Genomic DNA, 15628 nt, shown 5'->3' with positions numbered 1-15628 from the left:
ATAGTCGTGAGTGAGGTCAAGCGAGGTGTGATTGTGAACTACCGCGTGGGAAGGCACACGCAGGATCCCAGGCAGTGCATAATAGAGTTTGAGGGTGTCGAGAACAGATCAGAGGCGGCCCAGTTGATCGGTAGGGAAGTCATCTGGAAGCACCCTGAGACGGGTAGGGTGATTCGTGGTAAGGTGGTCGACACTCACGGCAACAACGGGGCCGTACGTGTCCGGTTTGAGCGTGGTCTCCCGGGCCAGGCCTTGGGTACCGAAGTGATACTGAAGTGAGCGCACCTTCAGGGGCAGGGCTAGGGATAGGTCGATGGAGCTCGAGACAATCACCGAAGGCCGCACGCTGCTGAAAGTCCCGAAGACCCGCGGGCAACCTTCCTCCAGAGACCCAGTGTTCTACAACCCCGCAATGCAACTGAGCCGCGATTTAACGGTATCCTCGCTGGTACAATACGACCCGAAGATCGTGTGTGATCCGCTGGCGGGAGTAGGCGCTCGCGGGATCCGCATCGCAGTCGAGTTGAACCCTGAGGTAACCGTCCTTAACGATCTCAACCCCCGTGCGGTCGAGCTGATCGAGGAGAACGTCCGGTTGAACGACGTCGAGGACGTCTGCAGGGTCGAGAACCGTGATGCGAATGCCTTGATGCACGAAGATGAGCTGTCAGGTCGTTTCGATTACGTCGATATCGATCCGTTCGGGCCCCCGGTTCCGTTCTTGGATGCTGCCGTTAGAACGGTCCGAAACCGTGGCGTGATAGGGGTCTCTGCCACCGATGTCTCGGCCCTCGCCGGGCGCTACCCGAGCTCGGCCCGTAGGAAGTATTGGGTAGAGGTCGAGCGCGTCGAGTTCTACCAGGAAGTTGCTATCCGTACGCTGATTTCGTACATCGTCCGAACGTGTGCGAAGTACGACCTCGCGTTCGAACCCCATATTGCGTTCTTCCAGCGCCACCACGTGCGCGTAATCGGAGAGATCCAAAGAGGAGCCCGCCGAGCCGATCGAGCGTTAAAACAGCTCGGTCACCTTCTGCACTGTCGTGAGTGTGGGTACACCTCAGAGCGTGAGTTCGATCGTGAGTGTCCGCGCTGCGGGTCTGGGAGCGTAGTAAGGTTGGGACCACTGTGGTTGCCCGACTTCGCGGACAGAGAGCGGGCCGAACGTGGGGCTTCGGACGCCCGCGAACTCGGGTTCGAGGAGGCTTCGGAACTCTTGGAGACTGTGGCGGAGGAGGTCGGGACGAATCCTTGGGCTTACGATATCCACCGATGGGCGTCGAGGTTGGGCTTATCCAGGGTGCCGAGCCTGACCTCGGTACTTGAAGGGCTCCGTGAGGAGGGATTCAACGCAGTACGTCCACACTATTCAAAGAGAGCCGTCGTGAAAACCGATGCGGGTCCGGAAGAGTTCGAAGCCGTCCTCACAGAGGTGGCGGGGGACAGCGGATGCTTACGCAAGTAGCGTTGGACCTTACATCTCTACCCAAGGCCATCGAAATAGCCGAGGCGAGCGTGGAGGCCGGTATTCACATACTTGAGGTCGGAACACCGCTCATCAAGGCCGAAGGATCGCGGGCGATCGAACGGTTGGCCGAGGAGTTTCCGGAACGCCCAATAGTCGCCGACACGAAAACGATGGACGTAGGGGCACTGGAGGCGGAGCTATCGATTAAACATGGGGCGAACTTGGGATGCGTACTGGGTGCGGCTCCCGAGGAGACGATCCGATCGTTCGTCACCAGAGCACACGAGCTTTGCGCGGGGGCGTTAGTGGACACTATCGGTGTCAATCCCGTAAACGTTCTGTCGAAGTTGGAGGGACTTGAGGAACTCCCGGACTACCTCCTGCTCCACGCGGCTATCGACGAGCCGATCACTGGGGAAGAGCTACTCCACAAGTTCGGGGTCGACCGGTGTCCCGCGAGAACCGCGGTCGCAGGTAGCCTCACCCCGAGGAAGATAGAAGAGCTGGATGGCGTGGACTTAGTGATCGTTGGCGGATACATCACGTCCTCCGAGGATCCCTCGAAGGCCGCGGAGGCTGTCGTAGAAGCCGCCAGTGTGGAACCTTACGATTTCAGACCCGACGAAGACCAACGTGAGGCGTTGCTTGGTATTCGTAAACACAGTACCGTTGGACTCGTCGTCAAGGATCCTGAACGCGTCTCCGAAGTCTTGAACGCGGCTATCCAGCTCGTGGAATGGGTCCGAAACGAGCCCAGCTTGCGTACCGTCGGTGACGATGACTCGGATCTCGTACCGAAGTTCGAGGATGACGGGCGCGATCTCACCCTGGTCCTGGGAGCGGAGGAGTTCGATCGGGAGGACCTCGAGAGTATCGTCAAGGAGAGTGTGAAGACGATCCTCGTAGCCGAGGAACATGTACTCAAGCTGTACGGGGTAGTGGAAGCAGTCTACGAGATATGAGGTGGGGGCACGGAATTGACCGAGGACATCTACGAACGCATCATGGAGATCGCACGCCGACGCGGGTTCATACTGCCCGCGTTCCGTATCTACGGGGGAGCCCGGGGCTTTTACGACTACGGTCCCCTGGGAGCACTTCTAAAGCGGAAAATCGAGGAGAAGTGGCGCGAGTATTACGTTCATAAGGAAGGTTTCATGGAGATCGAAGCCCCCAACCTGCTCATAAGTGAGGTGTTCGAGGCTTCCGGTCACGTCGAGCACTTCATAGATCCCATGACTCATTGCAGCGAGTGTGGTGAGTTCTTCCGCGCCGATCACTTGGTCGAGGAGGAGCTTGGAGTCGACGCCGAGGGAATGTCGCCCGAGGAGTTGGAGGACTTGATCCGTGAGCACGACCTACGATGTCCCGAGTGCGGTGGGAAGCTCGCCGAGGTCACCGAGTTCAACCTGATGTTCGATACGAACATCGGTCCCAAGGAAGGTCGAACGGGATATCTGCGTCCGGAGACCGCCCAAGCTATCTTTATCCAGTTCAAAGACCTTTACAGGTGGGCGCGACAGAAGCTTCCCTTCGGTGTCGTGCAGATAGGTCGCGCGTACCGAAACGAAATCAGCCCGCGACAGGGTGTGATCCGTCTCCGCGAGTTCACTCAGGCCGAGGCTGAAGTCTTCTTCGACCCCGAGGAGAAGGAGTACCCCGGGTTCGAACGCTACGCGGACGAAGTCCTCAAGTTCTATCCCATAGAGGAACAACGGAAAGAGGACGGTGAGATGCTGGAGATGTCCGTTCGTGAGGCCGTTGAGGAAGGCATGGTCAGTCAACCAATCGGCTACTTCCTTGGTCTCACCAAGCGTATGCTCAACGAGATGGGGATTCCGGACGAAGCCATTCGATCGCGTCAGCATCTCCCAGAAGAGCGGGCACACTACGCCAGCGACTGCTGGGACGTGGAGGTGAAGCTGGAGCGGTTCGGATGGGTTGAAGTCGTCGGGATCGCGGACAGGACGGATTATGACCTTAAGAAGCACTCGGAACACAGTGGAGAGAACCTACGGGCCTTCCGCGAGCTGGAGGAGCCCAAGGTCATCTACCGCCCGGAACCCGTGATGGAAGAGCTCGGACCGAAGTTCATGTCGGACGCTCCGAAGATCGCGGAAGCGCTACGTCGAATCACCGCGGAGAGCGAGGATGAGCTGAAGGGAGGCCTCACTGTCGAAGTCGACGGCGAGGAGGTGGAGGTGCCCCAGGAGTGCTACGAGATTATCAAGGAGAGGGTCACGGGCGAGTGGTTCTACCCGCACGTGATCGAACCTTCCTACGGTATCGATCGTATCCTGTATTGTGTCCTCGAACACAACTTCGACCCGGAGGAAGGCGTGTTCAGGTTCCCGGCCTGGTTGGCGCCGATCGAGGTGGGAGTATTCCCACTGCTGAAGCGCAGCGACATGGTCGAGTACGCCCGACGCGTGGCCAGTATGCTACGTGAGGAAGGATTTACAGTCGAGTACGACGACTCCGGTTCGATAGGCAGACGATACGCTCGTGCCGACGAGATCGGTGTTCCGTACTGCGTCACCGTGGACCACGAAACACTCGAGGATGATACGGTGACTATTAGGGACAGGGACACGACCGAGCAAGTCCGCGTAGAGGTCGGAAAGCTAGCGGACGTACTACGCGGGCTCATCGATGGTAACCTCGAGTTCGAGGAGGCCGGCGACCCTGTGTGACTCTCTCGACCCACTCAGGTACCGACACCTCCCCATCGGGCTCGTCGTAGTCAGGTAGGTATGGTTTCATATCGACTACTGGCGACCCAGTTCGGGCGTCTAGGCCGGAGACTCGAAGCTCGCCGGAGCTCAGACGGACCTCCAGTATCCGACAAAGCGTCAGGAGCACGGGATTCGGCCGGTCAGGGCTCCTACAGGCGAAAACGCCGACGAGCTCGGGGACTCTCCCGTGAACTGGTCTCACCCTCGTAACGGTCCGATCTGCTTCATGCCCCCACCACAGTATCCAGACGTGGGAGAATCCCTCCAACCCCTCGAGGCACTTCCTGTATCTCTCCCTTACTCTCACGATTCCCTCTTCGTCCGTACTCTTGACGACCAACCCTATCGGTATCAGACGCAACGGCACATCGTCCCCCGGAGGGTGTCGAGGTGACGAAGTACGAGCACGTGATGGAGTGCCTGGGGAAGACACCGGTACGGGTGATCTGGAAGGACGGGAACGTGAAGGTCCACGCCGAAGGTGACCCCTTGATCGAGCGATGTCCCCTGATGCGTCGCCGGGAGGGCTTCAGCAAGTTAACTAGGGAGACGGCCGAACGCCACGTCCTTAACAAGGTCAACGAGGTGGGTATGTTCACCCCGAAGCGTAGGATCCGATCTTGCCGTCGCTACACCCCGTTCGGGGTTTCCGAGACACTGATGACGTGTCTACAACATAGGCTCATCGACGCTGCCGTAATAGTCTCTGACTGTGCCGGTACGGTCGTCACCGACAAGCCGACGATCGTTCAGGGTCTTTGCGGCGAAATCTCTGGGATCCGGGATACGGATCCCATCCCCGAGGTCGTAGACAGGTTAGAGGAATCCGGCTGCTCGGTACTAGGGAAAATCGATCAACGTGAAGGTGTCGAGATAGCGCTGGAGGGGAGGCGAAGGTTCGTCGCCGTAACCGTCGCGGACGCCGGAGACGCTGAGACCATTCGAGAGGAGTTCGGTGACGATGTACTGATAGCCGCGGTACACACTACGGGAACCGACGAGGAGGATGCCGAACGACTGGTGCAGTATTGCGATATAATCACCGGCTGCGCCTCGAAGACCGTGCGACGTGCGGTCGGACGTAGGTACATATTAAAAGCCGGTAGCCAGATTCCAGTCTACGGGATCACTCCCGCCGGAGCCGAGGCTCTGTGGCTTAACGTCCGAGAACTTCTCGGGGACCTCAAGCTCGAAGTACGTCACCTTGGGTGAGCGACGTTGAATCCGGCGACGGCAGAACTGTGGACGTACCTTCTCGTCCTAGCGTTCTCCTACGGGACAGCGTACCTGATCGTAGCGTGCGGAAGGATGAAATACCTACTCGCTTTCGGTGTGGCCTTACTGTTCGCCAACATGCTGCTGTGGATCCGTATATTCGATGCGAAAGCTCGCAGCAGTTCTCCGCCCGTGGGTGCGGAGATCATACGCGTTAAGAGGTCTCTCAAACTTTCGTTCGCGATCCTAGGGTTGCAGTTCACGGAGATCGCGTCCATACCCGGCCTTTTAATGGCATTCACCGCCCTCCGACGTAAGGTGTTTTATTTTATGGATATCACAGAGTTCAAGGCGTTGGTCTACGGTACGCTCATAGCCTTGGTGACCCTACCTTGCGTCATCGCCCTCAGGAAGCGGCATTATCACTGGGTCCTCATGGGAATGCCCATCGATATCGTGGTGTCCGTTCGGAACACCTTCCGCCGTGTCTGTGCCATCGATGCCGTCCTACCTATCCCGATAGTAGTCGCCTACGTGCTGCTGGCAAAGGGTGGGTTAGGAGGTGAAGACATTTTCACAGCGGCTGCAGTAGCAGGGGCCTCGTCGCTTTTTAATCGGGCGAAGGTGCGATATTTCTTCGACGAAGGGTGGTGATGCAGCGCCGTGCCTATAGTACATGTTGGACTGTTCGGGCACATCGACCACGGCAAGACGGCACTCGCAGCGCAGCTGACCGAGAAGCCTTCCACGGCGGCGTTGGATAAACACCCGGAGGAGAAGGAGCGTGGTATCACGATAGACCTGGGGTTCTCCAGCTTCGAGCTCGGTGATTACACCGTCACACTGGTAGACGCCCCGGGCCACGCCGATCTCATCAGAACCGTGGTGGCCGGGGCCGAAATAATAGATGCCGCGATCCTGGTTGTAGCGGCCGATGAGGGTCCTCAGGTACAGACCGGGGAACACTTGGTGGTACTTAACCACCTGGGTATCGACCGCGGGGTCGTCGCCCTTAATAAGGTGGATTTGGTGGACGAAAAGACTGTCGAGCGTCGGATAGAGGAAATCAAACGAGTACTTCAGGGAACCGCCCTAGAAGATGCCCCAATAATACCAGTCTCCGCGAAGACAGGTGAGGGCATCGAGAACCTGAAAGACGCGTTGCTCGAGGTGCTGGAGCCTCCAGATCGTGATCTGGATTCCCCGTTTAGAATGCCGATAGACCACGCGTTCCACGTCAAAGGCGCTGGGACCGTGGTAACCGGTACCGTACTAACCGGGCGCGTCGAAGTCGGGGATGAACTGACACTGTACCCGATCGGTAAGACCGTTGAAGTAAAGTCCATCCAGAGTTTCGGGAGGGACAAGCAGGAAGCGCGTGCGGGTGATCGGGTCGGAATAGCACTACGAGGGGTCCGAGAGGAAGAGATCGAACGTGGCTTCCAACTAGCCGAGCAGGGTTCCCTGCGGGTCACTAGATACCTCGACTTGAAGGTGGAAATGGATCCTTTGTTCTCTCAATCTATCGGGCAGAAGACGATGCTGCACATACACGTCGGAATGAGGTCCGTACCGGCCCGGGTCGTGCCTCACGACGATGGGTTCCTCCTAGACTCCCTACGACCCGGCGAATCGAGTTACCTGTATGCGAAGCTCAACGAGCCCGTTGCCGTTAAAGAGGGAGACAGGACGATCCTCGTTAAGTTGGACTTACCGCCGACAACGCTCCGTATAGCGGGTTCCGGGCTCGTGGAAGGTACCTCGAAGCGCGAGACATTCAAGCGCGTCTCCAGACGACGTGGGCGCGTTACTAGGGCTGACCATATGGGGAAGGGTTTAGCTGTCGTCGATGGATTAGCTCTAAACAAGGAGCACGCCGAGCGCCTAGTGGGCGAGAAAGTCAGTACGGAAGGAGGAGTCGAAGGGAAAATCGTTGATACTCACGGTACGCGTGGGGCCGTACTCGTAGACTTCGAGGGAGAGGTTAAGACGGGAGAGCGGGTCGTTCTGGAGCGGGTTCGGAACGTCAAAATAGTTCTCTAATCTAACCTCCTTACCCTTTAAGGGTGCTCTCGAAGTATCAGCGCTGGAACGTCTCTTCATAAGGTCCGCTCCCGAGGGGTTCATCACTCGAAGTACCTCTTAGCGGTCCTTAGAGTCTCCTCCGCTTCCTCCTTCCCCGCGATTCCCACAGCCACGGCGTCCGCGTAACGCGCTGCGTACGGTAGTCCTTCCTCCGGCGGTAATGACCCCGCCGCCAATACTTTCTTCGCTATCACAGTTCGATCAGTTTCGGCCAAGAGCTCTTCGACGACTTTCTGGTCACCCATGAACGCCCCAACTGGGTTCATAGGAACCATGTACACGTCTGCCGTTTTTCTGTCTTCCCACCTAGGGAGCGTCTCATCCGGTCGGTGCGTTGCGATCCCGACCGGAACATCTAATCGGTCTCTGATTTCATTCAGCTTGGCAGACACTTCTCCGACGTCCTCACCATCGACACAGCTAGCGTGAAGGAGCACCGCACGAAGGTTCAGGTCTTCCAGCATCTCGAGCTCCTCCTCCAAGTTCCTCAGTCCCACTACCGCCACGACGTCCAGATCTGGATCCACGTCCCTCAGCGCCTCGATAATGACTGGATCCGCTAGGGCTTGGACACCCGTAACTCCGAGCTCTTCGGCGCAGTACTCTAGCAGTGTGACGATGTTTTCAGGGCAATGGTAGAAGGTGCGTCGGTATAGGAAGGCCCGATGCCCGAACTGACCAGCTCCTAGGAACGGGGAGGTCCCCACCATGATCCTTGGGATCAACCCTGGTCCCCCGAGGAAAAGCGGGTCAGTAGCGCGGACCCTCCCCATTGGACTTCGGCCCGAGGTCCGTCTTCATCCCCAGGTGGAGCGTACCGTCTCGGGCTTTAAGTCGAATCCCACCATCAAGGGGGAATAGTGCGGCAGAGGGGGCTCGGAATGCCGGACAAAGTGGAAGTGTTCTTCGACGAGGGAGTACTGGACTTCGCGGACGTCGATGAGATCGTGCTAGACGTTGGGGAGGAAGCCCTCGCCGAGGCCTTAGTCCACAGACACCGAAGGATGATCGTGTTCCAGGGTGATGAAGGGAAAGCGGAGGCTGCGGGTGTCGTGACGGCGGGAGCCGCGGACGTCCTTTTCGACGTCCGGGATAGGCCCATTTCCGTCCTGTATGTGACTGACAGCCTCAAAGAGGACACGTACGCTTATGAGCGTTACGAGAAGTTTCGCCGCGTCTTCGAGGGATTCGCCGAGGAAGCAAACTTCGAGTACGAGTTAGAGGCACTCACTTTCGGCAGCTCCAAACGGGCGCTCGGTACTACCTGGGATCTCATGGTGATTGACCTATCCTACGACCTGGATCCGGACGCTATCGGTCGTCTCGTCGAAACAGTTCGAGGAGGTGGTCTCGTAATCTTCCAGACCCCGCCCTTCGACCGCTGGAGGAACATGTGGACTGCCTTCCACAAGAGCTTAGTGACACCGCCTTACACGCTCGACCACGTCGGCAAGCGTTTCAACCGGCGGTTCATAAGGAAGCTGAAGGAGCATGACGGCATTTGGATAGTAAACACGGATGAGTGGACCGCAGATCCTGAACCGTCGGAAGATGTCGACCTCGAAGTGAAGGTCAAACGTCGAGAACGGCCATATCTCGATCCACCGGACGACGCCGTGCTCCCCGACGATCTCTACCGGATGTGTGCGACCGAGGATCAATTTCGGGCCCTGATTAGGTTCGAAGAGCTGTTGGAGTCGAACGGCAAGACCGCCCTGATCCTCACGGCGGACCGAGGGCGGGGCAAGTCGGCGCTTCTCGGAATCGCCGTGACAGGTGCGGGCGTCACGACCGACGTGTACGACGTCGTGGTTACGGCGTCCGAGCCCGAGAACGTCGCCGTACTCTTCGAGTTCTTACTCAAAGCATTGCGTGAGCTCGGTGTCGAGTACGATGTGGAACGGGACGACAAAGGGAACATCGTGTACGTAGAAACCGACGATTTCGTGGTCGAGTACGAGCAACCGTCCGAAGCCTCCGAGATCGAGTGCGACCTGATGGTAGTCGACGAAGCCGCATCGATTCACGTTCCCATCCTGGAGAGGATCCTGGACAACAACGACAAGGTGGTCTACTCTTCCACCATCCACGGCTACGAAGGTGCGGGCCGCGGATTCTCGGTGAGGTTCCTCCAGAACGTCCGCAGGAGACAGGACGTTCGCTTGATAGAGTTCAAGATGCACGAGCCGATCCGCTACGATCCGGACGACCCCATCGAACGATGGTTATTCGACACGCTCCTCCTGGACGCCGAGCCCGCGGATCTCGACGAGAGTGACCTGAAATGCGTGAAGGAAATGAAGGTCGAGCTAGAGAAGCCGGACCTGAGGTACTGGTTCGAGGATCCTGAGGGTGAAGATGAGCTACGTCAATTCATCGGAATCTATGTGATGGCACATTATCGTAACCGGCCCAGCGACGTGATGGTGCTCGCCGACGCTCCACACCACGAGGCCTACGCCCTCAAAACCGAGACCGGTAAGATCGTCACCGCGCTCCAGGTAGCCCGTGAAGGCTCCATACCCAGAGACGTGATCACCAAAATGCGTCGCGGTTACCGACCGCCGGGCAACGTGATCCCAGATTTGATGGTTCAACACCACGACGCGCTGGAGTTCCCGCGAATGAAGGGACTCAGGATCGTAAGGATAGCGACACATCCTGACGTCATGAGGCATGGCCTTGGCTCTCGAGCCATGAAGGAACTGGTAAAAATAGCGAAAAAGAAGAACTACGATTGGATAGGAACGGGGTTCGGAGCCAACGAAGAACTTACCCGATTCTGGTTGCGTAACGGTTTTGTTCCTGTGCACATCAGCCCCAACCGTAACCCCGTAAGCGGAGAATACTCCGTCGCCGTTATCCGGCCGATCTCCGAGGAAGCCGAGGAGATCATCAACCGAGCGAACTTCGAGTTCAGGATCAAACTGGCAAACTGGCTAGGCGAAACACATCGAGACCTTGAGCCTGAGGTGGCCCGACTGCTCTTCGAACCCATGTCGTCCTTGAAGTACCAGCCGACGCTAACCGAGGGTCAACTTAAACGGCTCGAAAAGTACGCAGATATGGTCCACACGTACGAGATCGCTGCCGACGCGGTACGGGAACTGGCGAAAGCGTACTTCTTGGACACCGAGGACAGGCCGGAGCTGTCCGAGGAGGAGGAATTGCTGCTCATCACCAAGTGTTTACAGCGTTGGGAGTGGGAGGATGTCGCGAACTTCCTGGGTGAGGAAGTACCCGATCTCATGCGATCTCTCAGGGACCTAGTAGGTCTCCTGTACGAGGAATACAAGGAGGACCTACGACGAAGCGCCGCGGTCGAGGGTATCCGGAAGGCTGTAGAGCGATTGGCCGACAAGGGACTCACGGGTACCGTTATCGTGGAAGTCGAAGAGGGGGAACCGAGAGAAGTCATCATACGTCGGGAGGACAGGTTGGAGTTGTGAGTGTACCCACGGCGCCGTATTCCCAAGGACAGTAAGCCTTTTAGTGATCAACGTGGTACCGCAGCACGAGGAGTCCTCTTGTCATTCTCCGCTTCGCTCCAACGAGATACTCCACCGGTTAGAGAGGATCTAACTCGTTTCGTTACCACTACCACGGTCTCTTCTTCACTATCACTAACACTATTCTGATGGTGTCAACACCCTCCTCGTGCTTTTACGTGCGCGATACACATGATCGAATCCTATTGTTAGAAAAATCAGCGTTATTAACAGTGAAGAAAGAATGTATCCCAGTTACCACTACTAAAGGGGTTATCCAAACTTTGAACCTTAATTATACTGTACGATCATTATACGATCAAAAACTTCCGTCTTTATACCTTATATTATCAAAATTCCACCATACTCCAAAACTAGTGATAGGGCATCAAGCTTCATGTCTATCGAAGATAATAAGTTAATATTTGAAATCGGTTCTCAACTTATCGAAAGTATAACGTTACACCCGAAACACACGTACACAGTATTTAAGCTCTCATCCAATATACCATTAATACCTACATCAACGGATTTCGACGTCGGCACCATTTTAGACTTAACATAGTTAAGGGAAGAAGGACCTACGCATTCGTGGATACAAGAGCTGAACCTCAGGTTCTCCCATTTACCTCCTGTCCACTTCTAATGTCTAAAGCATTAAAAGAACGTACTTCTAAATATGTCAAGATTATTTCTAAATACGCTATCGAATGGGTATTACATGTGCTGGATTTTATCTTCGGAATTAATGTTAATGGAGATTTTGCAACATTCTACGTCTACAGATTTTCGCTAGTAGTATATGGTACTAATTCCAATGAGCTAGTAACCGCATTTATCAAACTCTCTAATGTGGAAATAAATAGGTACAATCGCAAACTGTTAGAATTTTTAAATTTCATTAAGTTTATTATCTGTAGCAACTTCTTGAGCTGAAACTATTTCCAACCCTGCCGTGAAGCGTTCAAACTCGAACATATACTAGAAAAGTCAGATATAATTCACGCCAGACCAATCAAGTTATTGTTACATGCTTCCGGGAGTTAGCTAAATGGGTCATATAGATAGACTAAGCTGTGCGACTCTGGTATATGTACTAATATGCGAACTAATATGATTGCTATCTTGACTGGTTTGATCTAATGTTCGATCACTAGTAAATTTATTTGTGAGACTCTTATCAGGTGAACCTTTGTGGGGCAGGCCGGACACAGTTATTGAAGAAGTATTGGAAACAGTACATTTAAGCGTTGAAATTCCGTTAATTTAGGAATCCACGAAACGTTTGATAAGTGAGCTCTTTGAGTTGCCAAGATCGTTGTCGGGTGGATTGTACGGTTTATTGAAGGGTATGAATATCGATACGATAATTGATATAACGGTACGTCACGCCCTTTACACGATCTTACCGTTGCCCGGTGGGTGTATCCGTGCATTCGCTCGATAGTTTCGCCGACCCGAGGCGTTGGACTAACGTGGTCGGAAACGCTTTCTCGTGGCTCGGAGGGCTGGTGTTGAGCACGTTAGTAGGCGACGCGATTTGGGACTAGCGGGTGCGTGCACTGGGACTAGCGGAGAGGTGTGGGGAAACAGAAACTACCTTAAAGCCTCTAAGTGAGTAGCGACGGACCAAAAAGCACCGCTTGAGGATACTGGAACGACGTTCCTGACGGGATTCACAACGCTGCGCATTTCGTCGCCAGTCGTCGTCTCAAAGTGCTAGCGGGGTTTCTTAAGTTGTCACACGCGTTCAGCGACCCTGCACAGGTAATCGAGGACAAAATTGAGGAATGCGTTAGGAGGTCAGGTCACCCGCGTCCGGGTTCCAGAGTCCTGGTGGCTATGTCGGGTGGTAAGGACAGTTTCGCGGTGGCGTTCGGTCTGAAGAGACTCGAAGATGAGTACGGGTGGGAGGTAGAGGGAGCTCACGTGGCCCCGACGGTGGACGGTGAGAAAATCAGCGCTTGGAGTGTCGTCGAGAAGCAGGCGAACATATTGGGTATACAGGCACACCTCCTGGAGCCGAAGACGGATGTGCTCGACCTCAAGAGGGAGATGAGCGCTCGCAAGGTCTGCTACGCGTGCCGTACACTTCGGAGGATCGAGCTCGGTCGACTCGCGGAAGATGAGGGGTTCGATTATATCGCCTTGGGTCATACGCTGGACGACGCGGCGACTACCGCAATACTCTCGCTGCTCACAGGCGCCGAACGGTTGAAATTGCTGTGGTACACGGGAACGTGGCGTGAGGGACCCAGACTCGTCCGACCGTTAGCTCGCTGTCCAGAGGCCGTCACCAAGGCGCTGTCTGAGGAGTTAAAAGTCGATACCGTAAGGACGGAGGACGTGTGTCCCTACGCCGGAGGGCTTCGAGATGAGGTGAAGGGGTTTCTCGATCGGTTGGAACGCGAGTGGATCCCTCACGTTAAGGGAAACGTTGTAGGGACGGCCCTGAGGACGCTAAGAGGGCGATAACGTCATTAAGTAACGTCTCCTCCGAGCGCGCAGAGCGCGGAGGGGAAGAAGTTTCACTATGATACCGGATCCGTCAACGATGCTGTATCTCGGTATAGGCAGTCTCGTAGGGTTAATTTCCGGAATGTTCGGCGTCGGTGGGGGTTTCCTACTAGTACCACTTCTGAACTCCACCGGAATGCCCATGCATCTGGCTCTGGGCACTACGCTGTTTGCTATAAGTCTCGGCGGGTTCACCGGAGCTTACAAGCACCTTCAAGAGGGCAATGTACACGTCGGCGCGGCACCGGTCTTCGGGTTAAGCGCGATCGTCGGGGCGCAGGTAGGGAGCTACCTGGCGTGCCTAGCTTCCGAGCACGTGCTCAAAGTAGCACTGGGGGTAGCGTGCTCCGCAATGGCCCTCAGGATGGCGTTCGACGGGGAGATCGAGGAAAAGAACGAGATCCGCGATAACACCGCGATAGCGTCGCTCACGGGTTTCGGCGTGGGTGCTTTCAGCGGTTTCACCGGGTCAGGGGGCGGCGTGCTTTTCGTCCCGGTAATGGCGTCGATCTTGAACTTCCCGACCATGCTCGCCGTAGGCACGTCATCCGTGATCGTACCAATCAGCGCGCTGGCGGGAGTCGCTCAGTACTGGATGGAAGGGTACGTGAACTTCTGGGCCGCACTGGCCGTAGTTGTCGGAATGTTAATGTCGTCATACGTGGGGGCGGAGCTCTCCAACAAGATCGGCGGTGAGAAAGTCAAGCGGGCGTTCTCGGTGGTATTAGCCATCGTAGGGGCCAAGATGACGCTCAACGGTCTGCTCTTGACTTAAGGACGGGGAGCCTCATCGACGCTATCCTCGATTCTCTTCTCATGCTTCACCACCAAGACGTTGACGGGACTGTATCTGATCACGTTCTCCGCGACGCTTCCCAGGATCAATTTCTCTAGACCTGTCCGTCCGTGAGATCCCAACACGATCAAGTTGATCTCCTCGTCATCTTCCGCTTCCCTCACGATTTCACGCCACGGAACACCTACACGGACCTTCTTCTCGATCTCCACGTCGACGCCCAATTCATTCGCCATTCGCTCTGCTCTGTTCAGTATTCTCTCCCCTCTTCCCCTCAGTTCCTTAAGCACCGTCTCTTTGGGAGCGAAGCCAGTAAGCTCGTCCAAGGAACGCTCATCGACCACGTACATAATCTTGATCGGAAACCCGTGGTCGTGCGCGTCCAGAAGCGCCCACCTCAAGGCCAGCTCGGCTGGTTCGGACCCGTCGAACGGCACCAAGATCTTCCGAGGCACGACCGCGTCCCCTTGTTCAACTAATCTCGAAACATTAAAAAACTTTTGAAATTAGAGGAGAGCAGGGCGATGTGTTTGCCCGGAATATCGGCACTCACGGCACTCGAGCTACTTGGAACGGGGTTCATAGCTGGCTACTTAGGTGGCCTCATAGGTACCGGTGGATGCGTGCTGATGTTACCCATGCTCGTGTTCCTGCTGAAATATCCCATTCCGAAGGCTATCGCCACGACAGTATTCGCGGTGGTTTGGACGGCGACGTTCGGTACGATATCTCACGCGAAACTCGGGAACATCGACTACCAAACGTCATCTATCGTTCTGGCCGCCGGTGCCATAGGTGCACTGCTTGGCTCCATAATCTTCGCCTTCATAATGAGGCACATCGGAGTGCTGCAGGTGATCCTCGGAGCGGCTTTCTTGTACGCCTCGGTGAGAATGATTTACGAGTGGATCAAGAAGATCCCTGGGTCCGAGGCCGATGAGATCCCAGGTAAGCCGTCCGGCAAGGCCGCAATAGGGTTCGGCATCGGAGTCCTTACTGGGATCCTGGGACTGGGTGGAGGCTACGCCCTGGTTCCGTCATTCATTTACCTGCTGGACGCGCCGGTTCACCTCGCCGTGGGGACGTCCATGATCAGCATGGTCCTCATGGCGACGGTCTCTGCGGCGTACAAGATGGCCCAGGGCATAACGGACCTGATTGGAGGCACGCTGCTGGGCTTGGGCACCATCGCCGGGGTGAAACTAGGCGCGAAGACTACCCAGAAAATCGAGCCGTGGACGATCAAGGGTATATTCGGGGCGGTATTCCTGTACGTATCGATGAAGTTCATCTTACGGGGGTTGGGCGTTAAGCTTCTTTGAGA

Annotated in this window: 14 protein-coding genes; 11 read left to right on the top strand and 3 right to left on the bottom strand. The window is 55.9% G+C overall.

Going from position 1 to position 15628, the window contains the following annotated elements; all coding sequences use genetic code 11:
- Nucleotides 1–6 precede the first annotated feature (6 nt).
- Genes BW921_RS02555 through glyS form a run of 4 tightly spaced genes read left to right on the top strand, consistent with a single transcriptional unit; the run spans nt 7 to nt 4161 of the window.
- Nucleotides 7–279 carry a 50S ribosomal protein L35ae gene (locus tag BW921_RS02555; protein ID WP_148688442.1) on the top strand — a complete coding sequence of 91 codons (273 nt, stop codon included), beginning with the start codon at nt 7–9 and terminating at the stop codon, nt 277–279.
- A 34-nt stretch (nt 280–313) separates the two neighbouring features.
- A complete protein-coding gene (locus BW921_RS02550; RefSeq protein ID WP_148688441.1) occupies nt 314–1465 on the top strand; it encodes a hypothetical protein in 1152 nt (383 codons plus the stop codon).
- Nucleotides 1450–2430, top strand: a complete 981-nt coding sequence (locus BW921_RS02545) for an orotidine 5'-phosphate decarboxylase / HUMPS family protein (RefSeq protein WP_148688440.1) — start codon at nt 1450–1452, stop codon at nt 2428–2430. The genes BW921_RS02550 and BW921_RS02545 overlap by 16 nt, the downstream gene beginning before the upstream one ends.
- A 15-nt stretch (nt 2431–2445) precedes the next feature.
- Entirely contained in the window at nt 2446–4161 is a 1716-nt protein-coding gene (gene glyS, locus BW921_RS02540; protein WP_148688439.1) for a glycine--tRNA ligase, read from the top strand.
- Here glyS and BW921_RS02535 read toward each other — a convergent pair.
- Nucleotides 4115–4570, bottom strand: coding sequence for an SAM-dependent methyltransferase (locus BW921_RS02535; protein ID WP_168168674.1), 456 nt, complete (start codon nt 4568–4570; stop codon nt 4115–4117). The genes glyS and BW921_RS02535 overlap by 47 nt on opposite strands.
- A 23-nt stretch (nt 4571–4593) precedes the next feature.
- Between BW921_RS02535 and BW921_RS02530 the strand changes: the two genes are divergently transcribed.
- Genes BW921_RS02530 through selB form a run of 3 tightly spaced genes read left to right on the top strand, consistent with a single transcriptional unit; the run spans nt 4594 to nt 7461 of the window.
- Nucleotides 4594–5415 (top strand): methanogenesis marker 8 protein, encoded by an 822-nt coding sequence (locus BW921_RS02530; protein WP_148688437.1) that lies wholly within the window; start codon nt 4594–4596, stop codon nt 5413–5415.
- A gap of 6 nt (nt 5416–5421) precedes the next feature.
- Nucleotides 5422–6072, top strand: coding sequence for a hypothetical protein (locus BW921_RS02525; RefSeq protein WP_148688436.1), 651 nt, complete (start codon nt 5422–5424; stop codon nt 6070–6072).
- 9 nt (nt 6073–6081) lie between these two features.
- Entirely contained in the window at nt 6082–7461 is a 1380-nt protein-coding gene (gene selB, locus BW921_RS02520; RefSeq protein WP_210400487.1) for a selenocysteine-specific translation elongation factor, read from the top strand.
- An 83-nt stretch (nt 7462–7544) separates the two neighbouring features.
- Here the strand turns inward: selB and BW921_RS02515 are convergent, their stop codons facing one another.
- Entirely contained in the window at nt 7545–8228 is a 684-nt protein-coding gene (locus BW921_RS02515; RefSeq protein WP_148688435.1) for a hypothetical protein, read from the bottom strand.
- A gap of 156 nt (nt 8229–8384) precedes the next feature.
- Here BW921_RS02515 and BW921_RS02510 point away from each other — a divergent pair, with 156 nt between their 5' ends.
- From BW921_RS02510 to BW921_RS02500, 3 genes are all read left to right on the top strand, one after another.
- Complete coding sequence (locus tag BW921_RS02510; RefSeq protein ID WP_148688434.1) at nt 8385–10952, top strand: tRNA(Met) cytidine acetyltransferase TmcA; 2568 nt, start codon at nt 8385–8387, stop codon at nt 10950–10952.
- 1776 nt (nt 10953–12728) lie between these two features.
- Entirely contained in the window at nt 12729–13466 is a 738-nt protein-coding gene (locus BW921_RS02505) for a tRNA 2-thiocytidine biosynthesis TtcA family protein (RefSeq protein ID WP_088335223.1), read from the top strand.
- Between the two features lie 58 nt (nt 13467–13524).
- Complete coding sequence (locus tag BW921_RS02500) at nt 13525–14283, top strand: sulfite exporter TauE/SafE family protein (RefSeq protein WP_148688433.1); 759 nt, start codon at nt 13525–13527, stop codon at nt 14281–14283.
- Here BW921_RS02500 and BW921_RS02495 read toward each other — a convergent pair.
- On the bottom strand, nt 14280–14759 hold the full coding sequence (locus BW921_RS02495; protein ID WP_148688432.1) for a universal stress protein: 480 nt from the start codon (nt 14757–14759) through the stop codon (nt 14280–14282). The genes BW921_RS02500 and BW921_RS02495 overlap by 4 nt on opposite strands.
- 69 nt (nt 14760–14828) lie before the next feature.
- Here BW921_RS02495 and BW921_RS02490 point away from each other — a divergent pair, with 69 nt between their 5' ends.
- A complete protein-coding gene (locus BW921_RS02490) occupies nt 14829–15626 on the top strand; it encodes a sulfite exporter TauE/SafE family protein (protein WP_236953764.1) in 798 nt (265 codons plus the stop codon).
- Nucleotides 15627–15628 lie beyond the last annotated feature (2 nt).

Source organism: Methanopyrus sp. SNP6, assembly GCF_002201895.1.
Lineage (GTDB): Archaea > JAADCQ01 > Methanopyri > Methanopyrales > Methanopyraceae > Methanopyrus.
The sequence above is the reverse complement of the archived record's forward strand: the minus strand, read 5'-3'. Positions and strand labels throughout refer to the sequence as shown.